This window comes from Escherichia sp. E1V33 (genome assembly GCF_004211955.1).
Classification (GTDB): domain Bacteria; phylum Pseudomonadota; class Gammaproteobacteria; order Enterobacterales; family Enterobacteriaceae; genus Escherichia.
This window is the reverse complement of sequence record NZ_RHJI01000025.1, coordinates 38,081-52,698: the sequence shown is the minus strand read 5'-3', so window position 1 is coordinate 52,698 and position 14,618 is coordinate 38,081. Positions and strand designations below refer to the sequence as shown.

The window sequence follows — 14,618 nt, the reverse complement described above, 5'->3', positions numbered from 1 at the left end:
GTCCTGAATAATATTCCCGGGAAAAGTTACAACAGTTTCATTGAGATAATACTCCGTCATACTGGTATGAGTCCTTTTTAATAAATGAATTATTTATTGATGGGGTTTTATTTATTTTTTAGTCATGAAGGTGGCGTCTATTGCCGACTGAAGGGCTGTTTTCTCTAATGTTCCAGGCGGAGATATATCTGCCGTCCTGTCTTCCATATTTAAATCAAGCTGCCCTGATTGTGTATTTATTTTTCCATTCTCTGTTGCAGTAATATTAAAATTCTTACAGGTTATATTAAATATTCCGTCACTGGTCATTTGCAGGATAGTTTTCCCGCAGCTAAGAATTATGGAATCTCCCGCAGCAAGGCGTAAATTCTGTACGGTCTGAATCGTTTTATCCCCTCCGGCGAGAGAGATATCATCCGTCTGAACTGTAAGAGAACGCTTCTCACCAATAATCGCTGTTTCTGTTTTATCTATAACTTTAAGTCGATTATTCCCCACCCAGTGGCTTTCATTATTATTTACTTCAATGCGTTGATCTTTCTCGGCATGCAACCAGACTTCTTCTCCGCCAGTTTTATCCTCAAAACGCAGGGCGTTAGCATTCGTTGGGCCGCCGCCAATGGTGTGGCTGTAAAACCCACTTTGCGTCGCTGCGCCCGGTAGTCCCCATGGTGGCATGGTGTCCTGGTTGTATGTCCGCCCCACGATAATGGGTAAATCCGGATCGCCGTTTTTGAAATCCACTAGAACTTCCTGACCAATGCGCGGGATCTGAATACCACCGAATCCTTTACCCGCCCACGGATAACTGACACGGACCCAGCAGGAACTGTTTTCATCATTCTTACCGTAACGATCCCAGCCAAACTGAACTTTCACCCGGCCATATTTATCCGTCCAGATTTCCTGTCCCGCCGGGCCGGTGACGATGGCGCTCTGCGGGCCTTTGGTGTGGGGTTTGCTCAGGGTTCGCTGCGGACGGTAAACTTCATTGGTGGGATGCAACTCAAAGCTGGTTGAGTAAGAGAAATGCTGCTCCTGACCGCTGTGTTGCGCATTGTCCTGTATAAATAGCGTGGTCTGTGCCAGCAGATATTCCCGGTTCACTTCGGCTGCCGGATAGTTTTCCAGAGTGAAGGTAAAACCTGTCATCAGGGTACGAATATTACCGCTGCCCTGTACCCGACTACCGGGGCTACGCTGTTCTTCCATGCGGATGCGTGTCAGCATTTCACCTTCACTCTTTGTGAAGTAGTCTCCCGGCCATTCGTAGTGCTCATATTCAGCAAGGCCGGTTTCACGTGGATTAGCCACGGTGCTCTTAAGCAGTGAGCGCGGCTTCATAAAGTCGAAATCATTCAGCACCCACTGTCCGCTGCGCAGGCTTTCATTTGCTGTGATGGTATGGATAAACTCCTTATCCAGTTTCAACCCTTTCTGGTAATAACACACCAGCGGCGAATCTGCGCATGTCTTGTGGACATTAATGGCATCAGCCAGCACTAACGTGTGACTGTTCTCGCTGTGCTCAAACCACCAGTAGATACCCCACTCCTGCATCAAGCGCTGAATAAAATCGAAATCTGTTTCACCGTACTGCACCTGCCAGGTGCGAGTCGGATAATTTTCCACCAGTCGTTTTTCCACGGGCCAGGGGTACTCATCCAGTACCTCGTCCAGGATGTCCACCACGTTCTTATTCTGAAACGCTTTGTAGTCACTAGTGTGGGTCAGTATTTTTAACCATGGTTCGATCCGCAGTTCATACACCACCGAACGTCCCTGGTGACCAGCCACGCGTGCCGCCGTCACAAGCCCGCTGATATAACGTTTTCCGCCGCCATCCAATTCGATATGGACACACAGATCTTTGCCCACCATCGGTTTGAGCTGCAGGTTGGCTGCGGGGGAAACATAGCCCAGGTTCAGGGTGTCAGGAGTTTTTAATTTAATAGAATAAGTAAATAGTTCCCCTACTGTTTCTGTACCCCCTAAACTTGCAAACAGTAACATTCCATCAGGAACTGCACTGCCGCTCAAAGTCACGTTATGTGTACCCGATCCAACTAGTGCGCCGGATGGATAATCTGTAGCCGTAAAACTCATAATTAATCCTTTTAACTAGAAATGGCCAAGTGCTAATAAGAAATCTTACAGAGAATAAAATATGCAATATATTCGTAGCCGGCATAAGACATCTCAATACTTATGCGTGCTGCTGAAGATACTATCAACCATATATGCCTTGAAGAATGCACCGTCATGTTAACCTGGTGAAAATATTCACCTAAAGCACATTAATAAAACTAATAAAATTATTTAATTTGTTATTTGATATGATTATCATCAAGTCTTAAAATACGTTCTCCGGATCTAATTATGCTAAAACCATAGTATTCTTTTTTACTTCCGGAAGAGAGCATATAATTTCCGATATAAATAACATCTGAAGATAGCTCACTTATGTCAATACATACGGGTTCAAACTGACCTGTCACTCTTTTCAGTTTTATTTCATTGCCATATTCACCTTCATATAAAATATAATTTGAAATAATATTCCCATCGTCTGGTTTTGAACAAACCCGTCCGTCTTGTAAATATACATTACCGGGTAACAATGGGCGAACATAATCACCAACAGTGCATCCCGACAAAAAGAGAAACAAAAAGAATCTCTTCATATGACGCCTGCAGGAAATAAATTAAGCACCTTTTTGTATTTTTTCGATAGAGTGTCCACTGATTCAGTTGTATCACCTACATAGTTAACATTTACCAAATCAGCTACCAGTCCATAGTTAATCAATAGCCAATAATCAGCAACTATAGATGCTTGTTGTTCCATGGAATAAGAAGATATTGACTGTAAATTAAGATCGTAATGATAATTTACCGCCCAGGAAAATAAACCACGCAACTTAACTGAATACCCTTTCTGATATTGCCAAACATGCATCATTTCATGAATAAACAAGTGAGAAGCACCTGCTACTGTTTCACGATAACCAGGCATTGCTTGCGATGAAAAATCTGAACTATAAACAGCATCAGGATAATACATTTCCCCGTTTGGGGTCATCGCTGTTCTTTCCCCTTGACCCGGCAAATATTTTTCATTGTGGATCCATACCTTACTATAATCAATTGTATTTTCAAAAATCGATCTGGCCAATGTTAATTCACCAGATGTCATTCTCCTTAATGACATATCCGTCCTCCTGGAAATAATATTTTTCAGATAACCACAAACGCTCTGTTATTATTTATTAAATAGGGTTCTCTTTGATGTTCAACATTTCCACTTTATGCAGTGTTGATGACATCATCTTCATAGAGAATGAAATCAAAGCAAGTTATCAAAGTTTCCCATTACGATTCCTTAACATTAATTCTCAGCATATTTATTTATCTATCTTCAATATCAATAGCTGATGTAAATGATTGTGTGGATAACATAGCTCTCATCAATTAATTAATATCTGTAAACGCTACCGCCCCACCCTGATATCTTAATCTGCACATAGCCATCTTAACGTTATGCCCCATACATTAGTAATGTAAATTAAGAATTCGGAATATATCAAATTCACTTCATAAATTAATATCAAGAATGATATACACATTAATTATATTGAAGTAATGTTTTAAGGTTTGTAATGCCCCTGGAACAGTACTAATTTAAAAAATTTCTGCTGGGCAATAGCACAATTGTCACCCGATATCACTTTTACATTTTTTGCACTTTCTGTGACCTCGACAACTGGCATTTCTAATCAGCAATTGTATTGGTATTTGGCGTATTACCCCTGAAACCTCTCATGCGCTGGTCCCTCACTATTCAATGATAATCAGCGAAAACCAACCACACCAGTGTCCACTGCAACCACTTGCGCTCAGAGCGACAAACGATTGGCTAAAGAGTCGGCGACAGTCGAGTATCATCGAACCAATAGTGGTTGTTTCCGTCATAATTTCATCAGGTTGCTATTTTGTCGCCAGCCGCCTTTATCCCCTCACATTTATAGTGGGATTATTTTGCATCGTTACACGATAAAAGGTAGGATTCTGCGCCGACAGTTATACCCATAAAGAATAATGGTGAATCTTGTCATCGCCAGGATGAATAAACATTGTTCATGGCGACATAAAAGACTTTTTTCATTAAAGCAATCAGGGAGCGCAATGAGTAAACACAACACCGACACTTCAGAGCAACACGCTGCGAAACGCCGCTGGCTTAATGCCCACGAAGAGGGATATCACAAAGCAATGGGCAATCGTCAGGTGCAGATGATCGCCATTGGCGGTGCGATTGGTACTGGTTTGTTTTTAGGCGCGGGAGCCCGACTGCAAATGGCGGGGCCGGCGCTGGCACTGGTCTATTTAATCTGCGGCCTGTTTTCGTTTTTTATTCTGCGCGCGTTGGGTGAGCTGGTATTGCATCGCCCTTCCAGTGGCAGCTTTGTCTCCTATGCCCGTGAGTTTCTGGGTGAGAAAGCCGCTTATGTTGCCGGTTGGATGTACTTCATCAACTGGGCGATGACCGGGATTGTCGATATCACCGCCGTCGCACTGTATATGCATTACTGGGGCGCATTTGGTGGTGTACCGCAGTGGGTGTTTGCGCTTGCCGCGCTGACTATCGTTGGCACAATGAACATGATCGGCGTGAAATGGTTCGCCGAGATGGAGTTCTGGTTTGCGCTCATTAAAGTACTCGCCATTGTTACTTTCCTGGTGGTAGGTACGGTGTTTCTCGGTAGCGGTCAACCGCTGGATGGCAACGCGACTGGCTTTCACTTAATTACCGATAATGGCGGATTCTTCCCGCACGGTCTGCTGCCTGCTTTGGTGTTGATTCAGGGCGTAGTGTTTGCTTTTGCTTCCATTGAGATGGTAGGCACTGCCGCTGGGGAATGTAAGGATCCGCAGACTATGGTGCCTAAAGCGATTAACAGTGTGATTTGGCGTATTGGCCTGTTTTACGTCGGCTCCGTGGTGTTGCTGGTTATGTTATTGCCGTGGAGCGCGTATCAGGCTGGGCAAAGTCCGTTTGTGACGTTCTTTTCCAAACTGGGTGTGCCTTACATTGGCAGTATTATGAACATTGTGGTGCTGACCGCTGCGCTCTCCAGCCTGAACTCGGGTCTGTACTGCACCGGGCGTATTCTGCGCTCGATGGCGATGGGCGGTTCCGCACCGAGTTTTATGGCGAAAATGAGTCGCCAGCATGTTCCGTATGCTGGGATCCTGGCGACGCTGGTCGTTTATGTCGTTGGCGTATTCCTCAACTATCTGGTGCCGTCGCGCGTATTTGAGATTGTGTTGAACTTCGCGTCGCTGGGAATCATCGCTTCATGGGCGTTTATCATTGTTTGCCAGATGCGCCTGCGTAAGGCCATTAAAGAAGGTAAAGCGGCGGATGTCAGTTTTAAACTCCCAGGCGCGCCCTTTACGTCGTGGCTGACGCTACTGTTTTTGCTGTGCGTGCTAGTGCTGATGGCGTTCGATTACCCGAACGGGACTTATACCATCGCGGCGCTGCCGATTATCGGTATTCTGCTGGTTATAGGCTGGTTTGGTGTGCGCAAACGCGTTGCCGAAATTCACAGCACTGCGCCCGTAGTCGAAGTAGATAAAGAAAAACAGGATATTGCATTTAAGCCTGAAACGGCGAGTTAATTGCAAAATTGCCCGGCTACGAGCCGGGCAAATTCATATTGCTGACGAGGTGCTCTTTGTTCGTGCCGGATGCGGCGCAAGCGCCTTATCTGGCCTACGAAAGACAAACTCCCCCATGTCTATTACAGCGCTATACGAATCACATCGTCTGGCTGGGTAGCTTCCTGCTGTTTAGTGGATTTTTGTTTCACACTGACATACAGCGTTTTACCATCGGCAGAAAGAGCCAGACTGTTCGGATGAGTCGGCGTATCGAACGTTTTAACTACCTTGTAGGTTTTCGCGTCAATCACGCTAACTTTACCTGCCTGACGATGAGTCACATAGGCTTCATTACGCGCGGGGTTAAACAGCACAGCCAGTGATTCCGGTGCCGCAACCTTCGCCAGAATATTGCCATCACGGGTATCGACCACTAACACTTCTGCCGCTTTAGAGTCAGTGATAAATGCACGCTGGTTGGCGGTATCAAGGCTGATGTTGATAAAGAAGTGCTCTTTGCCGTCATCCAGAAGCTTTTTACGGCTGAGGATTTTATTGTCGGCGGTGTCGATGGTAATCAATTCGCCGTCAGCGTTAGTGGTGTAGAGACGTTTGCCTTTACTATCCAGCGCCAGACCGGTGCTCATTTTACCAGTGTTCTGGATGGCGGTTTTCAGTTTGATATTTTCGCCATCAACGACCCAAATCACGCTCTCTTTACCAATACCACTGATGTAAACGGTGTTTGTGGCATCGTCTGCGACCAGCTCACGCGGTTGCAGCGGGCGCACCTCTTCCGTACGCTTACGATCATCCAGCACCAGGCGCCCTTTCACCGCTCCCGTTTTGGCATCAATCGCCGTAACCGCGCTATTTACCGTGTTACCAAACCACAATGTTTGAGTAGCGTTGTTAATGGTAGCGCCAAACGGCTTGAGATCGTTATGGATCGCCTGAGTCACTTCCAGAGTGACTGGATCGAGACGATAAACTACGCCACCTTTATCCAGTTTGCGGCTTTGCGAAGTAGCAAGCCACAGCGCGTTCTCCTGCTGGCTATAAGCCATTTCGTAGGCACCTTTACCTACCGCTTTACGCAGCATTTCTTCTGCGGCCTGCGTACTAAATGATGAAGCAACGAGCAATGAACCTAACAGTAATGAACCACGCAGGCGCGATGAAAACAGATGACGTAAATGCATGACGACTCCCTTTAATGAACCGATATTTTTGCTGCTTCACAGTGCTTCACTGAGCGTAATCTTCGTTACGCTCTTGTTATAAATGGGAATGGTAATCATTATTTTCTCAAATGTGGAGCATTTCTTGCCGTTACGACTACAATTTTCTCAAACACTTAACGTATTGTGCCGTTTCGTTTTCCATAAATTTACAATTTTATTACCATGACGGCGTTTTCCCATTCTTAACCTGGCTTTTTTCATGAAGATTTTTTCCGTCCGACAGACCGTTTTGCCCGCGCTGCTTGTCCTTTCCCCCGCCGTTTTTGCCGCTGACGAACAAACCATGATTGTCAGTGCCGCGCCGCAGGTGGTTTCCGAGCTGGATACGCCAGCAGCAGTAAGCGTGGTGGATGGCGAGGAGATGCGCCTGGCAACACCGCGCATCAACTTGTCTGAATCTCTGACCAGCGTGCCTGGTTTGCAGGTACAAAACCGGCAGAACTATGCGCAAGATTTACAGCTGTCGATTCGCGGATTTGGCTCCCGCTCCACTTACGGAATTCGCGGTATTCGCCTGTATGTAGACGGTATTCCCGCCACCATGCCCGACGGACAAGGGCAAACATCCAACATCGATTTAAGCAGTGTGCAAAATGTAGAAGTGCTGCGTGGCCCCTTCTCAGCCCTGTATGGCAACGCGTCTGGCGGGGTAATGAATGTCACCACCCAGACCGGGCAACAGCCACCAATCATTGAAGCCAGCAGTTACTACGGCAGTTTTGGCAGCTGGCGCTATGGGCTGAAAGCAACGGGCGCAATGGGCGACGGTACACAGCCTGGCGATGTTGATTACACCGTCTCAACCACGCGCTTTACGACCCACGGCTACCGTGACCATAGTGGCGCACAGAAAAATTTAGCCAATGCCAAACTGGGCATACGCATTGATGACGCCAGCAAATTAAGCCTGATTTTCAATAGTGTGGATATAAAAGCAGATGATCCTGGTGGATTAACCGAAGCAGAATGGAAGGCGAATCCACAACAAGCGCCACGCGCTGAACAGTACGACACGCGAAAAACCATCAAGCAAACTCAGGCTGGCTTGCGTTATGAGCGTAGCCTGAGCGCGCAAGATGATATGAGTGTAATGATGTATGCCGGAGAGCGAGAAACGACCCAGTACCAGTCAATCCCGATGGCACCACAACTTAACCCGTCACACGCGGGTGGCGTGATTACTCTACAACGCCATTACCAGGGGATAGACAGTCGCTGGACACACCGAGGTGAACTGGGCGTTCCAGTCACGTTCACCACCGGTCTGAACTACGAAAACATGAGAGAAAACCGCAAGGGCTACAATAACTACCGCCTGAATAGCGGCGTGCCGGAATACGGGCAAAAAGGTGAGTTGCGTCGCGACGAACGCAATCTGATGTGGAACGTCGATCCCTATTTACAGACGCAGTGGCAGCTGAGCGAAAAACTGTCGCTGGATGCTGGCGTGCGCTACAGCTCCGTGTGGTTTGATTCCAACGATCGTTACGTTACTCCGGGTAACGGCGATGACAGCGGTGACGCCAGTTATCACAAATGGCTACCTGCCGGATCGTTAAAATATGCAATGACCGATGCCTGGAATATCTATCTGGCAGCCGGGCGTGGTTTTGAAACGCCGACGATTAATGAGCTGTCTTATCGCGCTGATGGGCAAAGCGGTATGAACTTTGGTTTAAAACCATCCACCAACGATACCATTGAGATCGGCAGTAAAACGCGTATTGGTGATGGGCTGCTTAGTCTCGCATTGTTCCAGACCGACACCGATGATGAAATTGTTGTCGATAGCAGTAGCGGTGGGCGTACCACATATAAAAATGCTGGAAAGACCCGTCGTCAAGGCGCTGAACTGGCATGGGATCAACGTTTCGCCGGAGATTTTCGCGTAAAAGCGTCGTGGACCTGGCTTGATGCGACCTATCGCAGCAATGTTTGTAATGAACAGGATTGTAACGGTAACCGGATGCCAGGAATAGCCCGTAATATGGGCTTTGCATCGATAGGTTATGTACCGGAAGATGGCTGGTATACAGGTACAGAAGCGCGTTATATGGGCGATATCATGGCAGATGATAAAAACACGGCAAAAGCACCTTCTTATACCCTTGTCGGCGTGTTTACCGGATACAAATATAATTACCATAATATGACCGTGGATTTATTTGGTCGTATTGATAATTTATTTGATAAAGAATATATCGGTTCGGTAATTGTTAATGAATCAAATGGTCGATATTACGAACCTGCTCCCGGGCGTAATTATGGAATTGGAGTAAATTTCGCCTGGCGGTTTGAATAAAAATCAAGATGCCCGGTAATTACTGGGCACCTTTTCGTCGTTATCATCCATGACTATACTGCTGGTTAATAATCGCAATATTCTTTTTCATAATGTCTGCCAGATAATGGCAGCTTTGCTTTTTATCTTTTTCTTGCAACGCCGCGAGTAGAGCCTGATAAATTTCAATACGATTGCGCAATTCGTCAGGATTTACCGCTTCATAAAGATAATGTAACCCTGGCCCCATCCGAACCCACAGTTGTTCAATCATTTCACACAGGATGGGCATTTTTGAATAACGATAAATTACAAAGCGGAATTGGCGATTAGTATTAATGAGTTGTACCATATCGCCATTTTCTTGTGCCTGCTGTAATTCCTTGAGTAAATACTGAAGCTCTGCTAAGCCTTCCGGGGAAATATTTTCAACTGCTAAAGCGATTGCCATTAACTCCAGTTCGTAGCGGATACGATTGATTTCATCTAACCGCCCCGCCCCGACTTCCGGTACCGTAAAGGCTTGTGCGGGCGTGACAGATAGCGCATTAACAGAAACCAGACGCAATAACGCTTCGCGCACTGGTGTAATACTCATACCCTGTTGCTCCGCCAAATTTTTGGTAATCAACCGTTCGCCAGGTTTCAGTGCGCCAATACTAAGTTGGTACTTCAGGTTATTTTCAACCTGCATGGTCAAACTGATATGCTGCATTTTTTCTGTTCCAGGCATTTTACTTCCTTAAAGGTGTATTTTTTCCGACACTGCCTACAAGGCAGAAGTAGTTTACCTGGTGTAATAATTAGATAATTAACAACCAATCACTTTTTTGTTATTAGCAGTCGAACAGTGATGTGGTTAGTTAATTAAAGCTGGTATTAAGATTTTTGCCTGGTTTTTTGTGGCGGCTTTACGCCGCCGTTGAATTTTTAGTCATCACCCGCGACACGGATCACTACCTTGCCGAAGTTTTTACCGTTCAGCAGACCGATAAATGTCTGTGGAGCGTTCTCTAAACCGTCGGTAATTTGTTCACGGTAGTGAATTTTACCCTCTTTTACCCACTGCCCCATCTCTTGCTGGAACTCATGGATGCGGTGACCATAATCCTGATTAATAATAAATCCTTGCAGACGAATGCGTTTTTTCAGCACTGTGGCCATCAGCAGTGGTAAACGATCCGGACCGGAGGGTAATTCCGTTGCATTATAGCCGCTCACTAACCCGCAAACGGGGATCCGCGCGGATGTGTTGAGTAAAGGCAGCACCGCATCAAATACCTTACCGCCAACATTTTCATAATAGATATCAATGCCTTCCACGCACGCGTTCGCCAACTGTTCGGCAAAATCATCCGCGCGATGATCAAGGCAAACATCAAAGCCCAGCACCTCGGTGGCATGGCGGCATTTTTCCGCGCCGCCTGCGACACCCACCACGCGACAGCCTTTCAGTTTACCGATTTGCCCCACTGTTGCGCCAACCGGGCCGGTCGCGGCAGCAACCACCAGCGTTTCGCCCTCTTTTGGCTGGCCGATATCCAGCAGTCCCATATAAGCCGTAAAGCCGGGCATTCCCAGTACCCCCAACGACCACGAAGGATTTTCTGGCTGATCGCCAAGTTTCACCAGTTCATCGCCACTGGATATGTCGTAGTCCTGCCAACCGCTGTAACTCAGCACCCAGTCGCCTGGCCGGTAATCAGGATGATTCGACTCCACGACACGGCTCACCGTACCGCCGACCATCACCCCGCCAATATCAACTGGCGGTGAATAAGAAGGTTCATCGCTCATTCGTCCGCGCATATACGGGTCCAGCGACAGATAAACTGTGCGCACTAACACCTGTCCCTCACCTGGTATTGCGACTTCATCTTCTTCAAGACGGAAATTTTCCGGAACCGGTGCGCCATGCGGACGCGAGGCCAGAACCCAACGGCGGTTACGCTGCTTTTGTTGCCCCATAATGCTCTCCTGTGCTTTTGGCATGAATCGATCAATAGTAGCAGGCTCACGGGATTGGTTTTGTTTATGACCGTCACATCGCCTCTGCGACACGCAATAATTTCATCGAGGAATCCGTTGCTTCGAGCTGTTTTCGATAGTATTGATAACGTCATCATCAATATTTAATCGAGGCCAGATATGTCCATCCGTTTTGCCTGCAAAGCCGATTGTTCTGCAATTGCGGAAATTTATAACCACGCCGTGTTGTATACGGCAGCTATATGGAATGACCAAACAGTGGATGCAGACAATCGCATTGCCTGGTTTGAAGCACGGACTTTATCGGGGTATCCGGTGCTGGTGAGCGAGGAAGACGGCGTAGTGACTGGGTATGCATCATTTGGCGACTGGCGTAGTTTCGACGGTTTTCGCCATACTGTGGAACATTCGGTTTATGTTCATCCTGATCATCAAGGCAAAGGTCTTGGGCGCAAATTGTTAAGTCGATTGATCGATGAAGCAAGGGACTGCGGTAAACATGTGATGGTTGCCGGAATCGAATCGCAAAATCAGGCCTCGCTGCATCTCCACCAGTCGCTGGGATTTGTCATCACCGCACAAATGCCACAGGTAGGCACTAAATTTGGTCGTTGGCTGGATCTGACATTTATGCAGTTGCAACTCGACGAGCGCACAGAACCGGACGCGATTGGATGAATCAGTCGCTCACCCTTGCCTTTTTGATTGCCGCCGGAATTGGCCTGGTGGTGCAAAACACGCTGATGGTGCGCATCACCCAGACTTCCTCAACTATTCTCATCGCCATGTTGCTGAACTCACTGGTGGGGATTGTGCTATTCGTCTCCATTTTATGGTTTAAACAAGGGATGGCAGGATTTGGCGAACTGGTTTCGAGCGTGCGTTGGTGGACTCTAATTCCAGGGTTGCTGGGATCATTTTTTGTCTTTGCCAGTATCAGTGGATATCAAAACGTTGGCGCGGCAACGACCATTGCAGTTTTGGTCGCCAGTCAGTTGATTGGAGGGCTGGTGCTGGATATTTTGCGTAGTCATGGTGTGCCGCTGCGGGCGCTGATCGGCCCTATTTGCGGAGCGGTTTTATTGGTAGTAGGCGCCTGGCTGGTGGCCAGACGCTCGTTTTAATCACAGGATAGTGCCGCCTTTGGTTAACTGTTCGTGGCGAGCGTCCATATCTTCTTTATGCTTACGCCCGTGATGGGCGATTGCTGTACGCAAACGCTGCTGCTGGGTATAACGCTCTTCCCGACTTAACTCTGCGTCATCGCTCAGGGCGATTAATAATTCGTTCATATGGGCAATGACGCTCTCATCAATCGCTGCATCCACGCGCGCGATGACCTCTTCCAGATGCGACATACTTTCTCCTTAGCCACTTGTGAAAATTATCGATTCCTTCAAATGATATAAGTCTGCGTTGTGCCGTCAAGCTAGCGCTTAAGATTTAAAACAGCGAAAACAGCAGCGCCACCGGAAAACTCATCGGCCAGGTCACCGACACCAGGAAGGCGCTCAGAAAACGAATGTGCTTCTTATCGTGGGAAAGAAACCAGGTAGTAACAAACGCAATAGCTGCCATAACAGCATAAAAAACAAGCATGTATTGATAAAGAGACATGTACGGGCGTCCAGCCAGAAGAATAAAACGCGCGCAAATATGCGTTATTTTTTGATATACATCAAGTTTTACAGCCTGTTTGAGATATTTCCATAATCTGGGATCTGCCTTTGTCCATCTTCAGAATGAGTACTATTGCGGATTTACTTAACCCGTACTATACACATAGGGGCTATGACAAAAGGTGGCAAAAAATGAATGTTTCCAGTAAAACTGTAGTGCTTATAAATCTCTTTGCTGCTGTTGGATTGTTTGCTCTTATCTCTATGAGATTTGGTTGGTTTATTTGATGTAGCGATATGGCACGCAGTACACACTGTCAGAGAGATATCAACTCTCTGACAGTGCGTTAGATCTTCTCACACTCTCCCTGGCTACAATATTATCCTTAATGTTTAACCATTACGTGGCGGACAACGGTGTAATCTTCCAGCCCATAAAGTGACATATCCTTGCCGTAACCTGAAAGTTTCTGGCCACCGTGCGGCATTTCACTTACCAGCATGAAATGGGTATTGACCCACGTGCAGCCATATTGCAGACGTGCACTAACACGATGCGCCCGCCCCACATCTTTCGTCCACACTGAAGAGGCTAAACCATACTGGCTGTCATTTGCCCAGTTCACTACCTGTTCTTCATTATCGAAGACAGTCACGCTCACCACTGGACCAAATACCTCTCTTTGCACGATAGCATCTTCTTGCAACGCCCCTGCCAGCAGCGTCGGCGCATAGTAATAACCGTTACCTTTTCGTTTCTCCCCGCCGGTGATCACTTTAATGTGTCCCGTCGCTTTCGCCTCTTCCACTGCTTTACTGACGCGGTCGAGATGCGCCTGTGAACTCAATGGCCCCAGTTCCGTTGATTCGTCATCCGGTGCGCCCGATTTCAAGGTTGCGACAGCGGCGCCGAGTTTTTCCACCAGCGCATCGTAAATGCCCTTTTGCGCGTAGATTCGACAAGCTGCGGTGCAATCCTGTCCAGCGTTGTAATAGCCAAACGTGCGTACACCTTCAACCACAGCTTCAATATCTGCATCATCAAAAACAATGACCGGCGCTTTACCGCCTAACTCCATGTGGGTGCGCTTAATGGATGGCGCTGTATGGCTGATGATGTGCTCACCGGTGGCGATAGACCCCGTCAGCGAAACCATGCGCACTTTTTGATGCCCGGTCAGAGGATCGCCCACCGTTTGGCCTCGGCCAAACAGTACGTTGATCACGCCCGGCGGAAAGATATCTTTCGCCAGCTCTGCCAGTTTTAGTGCGGTCAGCGGCGTGATTTCTGATGGCTTCAGTACCACGCAGTTTCCCCCCGCCAGTGCCGGAGCCAGTTTCCATGCAGCCATCATCAGTGGGTAGTTCCACGGTGCGATAGAGGCCACAACGCCCAGCGGATCGCGGCGGATCATCGATGTATGTCCCTCGAGATATTCTCCTGCCGCCAGACCATTCAGGCAGCGAGCTGCTCCGGCGAAAAAGCGAAAAACATCGACAATCGCAGGAATTTCATCATTGAACGCACTATGCAGAGGTTTACCACAGTTACGGGACTCCAGTTCGGCAAAAACCTGACCGTTTTCTTCGATAACATCAGCCAGTTTCAGCAGGCATTCTGCACGCACCTTCGGCGTGGTTTGCCCCCACTCGCCAAATGCCGCATCTGCCGCGCGAACAGCTGCATCCACCTGCTCTGCCGATGCCTCGGCAATCTCCAGTAAAACTTCCCCCGTTGCCGGATTATAGACAGGCTGTTTTTCCCCTTCGCCGCTAACCAGTTCTCCGTTAATCAGTAACTTATGTTGCATAGCATAT

Annotated in this window: 14 protein-coding genes; 5 read left to right on the top strand and 9 right to left on the bottom strand. The window is 47.5% G+C overall.

All coding sequences use genetic code 11. The features are described from left to right. Positions 1–111 precede the first annotated feature (111 nt). From tssI to D9742_RS21025, 3 genes are all read right to left on the bottom strand, one after another. The gene (gene tssI, locus D9742_RS21035) at positions 112–2,106 is read right to left on the bottom strand and encodes a type VI secretion system tip protein TssI/VgrG (RefSeq protein WP_130238141.1); all 1,995 of its coding nucleotides are present in this window, start codon (positions 2,104–2,106) and stop codon (positions 112–114) included. Positions 2,107–2,327: 221 nt separating this feature from the next. Then, positions 2,328–2,684: a hypothetical protein gene (locus D9742_RS21030; protein WP_130238140.1), complete on the bottom strand. Its 357-nt coding sequence runs from the start codon at positions 2,682–2,684 to the stop codon at positions 2,328–2,330. Next, positions 2,681–3,211, bottom strand: coding sequence for a type IV secretion protein Rhs (locus D9742_RS21025; protein WP_130238139.1), 531 nt, complete (start codon positions 3,209–3,211; stop codon positions 2,681–2,683). Before D9742_RS21025 ends, D9742_RS21030 begins: the two co-directional genes overlap by 4 nt. Before the next feature lie 974 nt (positions 3,212–4,185). On the opposite strand from D9742_RS21025, the gene ansP reads away from it, so the two are divergent. After that, the gene (gene ansP, locus D9742_RS21015; RefSeq protein WP_205712879.1) at positions 4,186–5,685 is read left to right on the top strand and encodes an L-asparagine permease; all 1,500 of its coding nucleotides are present in this window, start codon (positions 4,186–4,188) and stop codon (positions 5,683–5,685) included. A 122-nt stretch (positions 5,686–5,807) separates the two neighbouring features. Here ansP and D9742_RS21010 read toward each other — a convergent pair whose 3' ends face one another. After that, positions 5,808–6,869 (bottom strand): YncE family protein, encoded by a 1,062-nt coding sequence (locus D9742_RS21010; RefSeq protein ID WP_130238138.1) that lies wholly within the window; start codon positions 6,867–6,869, stop codon positions 5,808–5,810. A gap of 241 nt (positions 6,870–7,110) precedes the next feature. On the opposite strand from D9742_RS21010, the gene pqqU reads away from it, so the two are divergent. Beyond that, on the top strand, positions 7,111–9,213 hold the full coding sequence (pqqU, locus tag D9742_RS21005; RefSeq protein WP_130238137.1) for a TonB-dependent receptor PqqU: 2,103 nt from the start codon (positions 7,111–7,113) through the stop codon (positions 9,211–9,213). A gap of 43 nt (positions 9,214–9,256) precedes the next feature. On the opposite strand, the gene D9742_RS21000 is transcribed toward pqqU, so the two are convergent. Then, on the bottom strand, positions 9,257–9,925 hold the full coding sequence (locus tag D9742_RS21000) for a GntR family transcriptional regulator (RefSeq protein WP_130238136.1): 669 nt from the start codon (positions 9,923–9,925) through the stop codon (positions 9,257–9,259). Between the two features lie 197 nt (positions 9,926–10,122). Continuing rightward, positions 10,123–11,160 carry an NADPH-dependent curcumin/dihydrocurcumin reductase gene (gene curA, locus D9742_RS20995; protein WP_130238135.1) on the bottom strand — a complete coding sequence of 346 codons (1,038 nt, stop codon included), beginning with the start codon at positions 11,158–11,160 and terminating at the stop codon, positions 10,123–10,125. A gap of 180 nt (positions 11,161–11,340) precedes the next feature. Here curA and mddA point away from each other — a divergent pair, with 180 nt between their 5' ends. Further along, positions 11,341–11,859: an L-methionine sulfoximine/L-methionine sulfone acetyltransferase gene (gene mddA, locus D9742_RS20990; protein WP_130238134.1), complete on the top strand. Its 519-nt coding sequence runs from the start codon at positions 11,341–11,343 to the stop codon at positions 11,857–11,859. After that, positions 11,856–12,305 carry a DMT family transporter gene (locus D9742_RS20985; RefSeq protein ID WP_130238133.1) on the top strand — a complete coding sequence of 150 codons (450 nt, stop codon included), beginning with the start codon at positions 11,856–11,858 and terminating at the stop codon, positions 12,303–12,305. Before mddA ends, D9742_RS20985 begins: the two co-directional genes overlap by 4 nt. On the opposite strand, the gene ydcY is transcribed toward D9742_RS20985, so the two are convergent. Next, the gene (ydcY, locus tag D9742_RS20980) at positions 12,306–12,539 is read right to left on the bottom strand and encodes a DUF2526 family protein YdcY (RefSeq protein WP_130238132.1); all 234 of its coding nucleotides are present in this window, start codon (positions 12,537–12,539) and stop codon (positions 12,306–12,308) included. 85 nt (positions 12,540–12,624) lie between these two features. Next, a complete protein-coding gene (locus tag D9742_RS20975) occupies positions 12,625–12,798 on the bottom strand; it encodes a GhoT/OrtT family toxin (protein WP_130238131.1) in 174 nt (57 codons plus the stop codon). 194 nt (positions 12,799–12,992) lie between these two features. On the opposite strand from D9742_RS20975, the gene yncL reads away from it, so the two are divergent. After that, positions 12,993–13,088, top strand: a complete 96-nt coding sequence (gene yncL / locus D9742_RS20970) for a stress response membrane protein YncL (RefSeq protein WP_130238130.1) — start codon at positions 12,993–12,995, stop codon at positions 13,086–13,088. Positions 13,089–13,186: 98 nt separating this feature from the next. Here the strand turns inward: yncL and patD are convergent, their stop codons facing one another. Then, positions 13,187–14,611: an aminobutyraldehyde dehydrogenase gene (patD, locus tag D9742_RS20965; protein WP_130238129.1), complete on the bottom strand. Its 1,425-nt coding sequence runs from the start codon at positions 14,609–14,611 to the stop codon at positions 13,187–13,189. Positions 14,612–14,618: the final 7 nt, after the last annotated feature.

Bases quoted from the DNA above. Each gene is read 5' to 3' on its own strand.
- tssI (WP_130238141.1), bottom strand. From the start codon at position 2,106: ATGAGTTTTACGGCTACAGATTATCCATCCGGCGCACTAGTTGGATCG.
- D9742_RS21030 (WP_130238140.1), bottom strand. From the start codon at position 2,684: ATGAAGAGATTCTTTTTGTTTCTCTTTTTGTCGGGATGCACTGTTGGT.
- D9742_RS21025 (WP_130238139.1), bottom strand. From the start codon at position 3,211: ATGTCATTAAGGAGAATGACATCTGGTGAATTAACATTGGCCAGATCG.
- ansP (WP_205712879.1), top strand. From the start codon at position 4,186: ATGAGTAAACACAACACCGACACTTCAGAGCAACACGCTGCGAAACGC.
- D9742_RS21010 (WP_130238138.1), bottom strand. From the start codon at position 6,869: ATGCATTTACGTCATCTGTTTTCATCGCGCCTGCGTGGTTCATTACTG.
- pqqU (WP_130238137.1), top strand. From the start codon at position 7,111: ATGAAGATTTTTTCCGTCCGACAGACCGTTTTGCCCGCGCTGCTTGTC.
- D9742_RS21000 (WP_130238136.1), bottom strand. From the start codon at position 9,925: ATGCCTGGAACAGAAAAAATGCAGCATATCAGTTTGACCATGCAGGTT.
- curA (WP_130238135.1), bottom strand. From the start codon at position 11,160: ATGGGGCAACAAAAGCAGCGTAACCGCCGTTGGGTTCTGGCCTCGCGT.
- mddA (WP_130238134.1), top strand. From the start codon at position 11,341: ATGTCCATCCGTTTTGCCTGCAAAGCCGATTGTTCTGCAATTGCGGAA.
- D9742_RS20985 (WP_130238133.1), top strand. From the start codon at position 11,856: ATGAATCAGTCGCTCACCCTTGCCTTTTTGATTGCCGCCGGAATTGGC.
- ydcY (WP_130238132.1), bottom strand. From the start codon at position 12,539: ATGTCGCATCTGGAAGAGGTCATCGCGCGCGTGGATGCAGCGATTGAT.
- D9742_RS20975 (WP_130238131.1), bottom strand. From the start codon at position 12,798: ATGTCTCTTTATCAATACATGCTTGTTTTTTATGCTGTTATGGCAGCT.
- yncL (WP_130238130.1), top strand. From the start codon at position 12,993: ATGAATGTTTCCAGTAAAACTGTAGTGCTTATAAATCTCTTTGCTGCT.
- patD (WP_130238129.1), bottom strand. From the start codon at position 14,611: ATGCAACATAAGTTACTGATTAACGGAGAACTGGTTAGCGGCGAAGGG.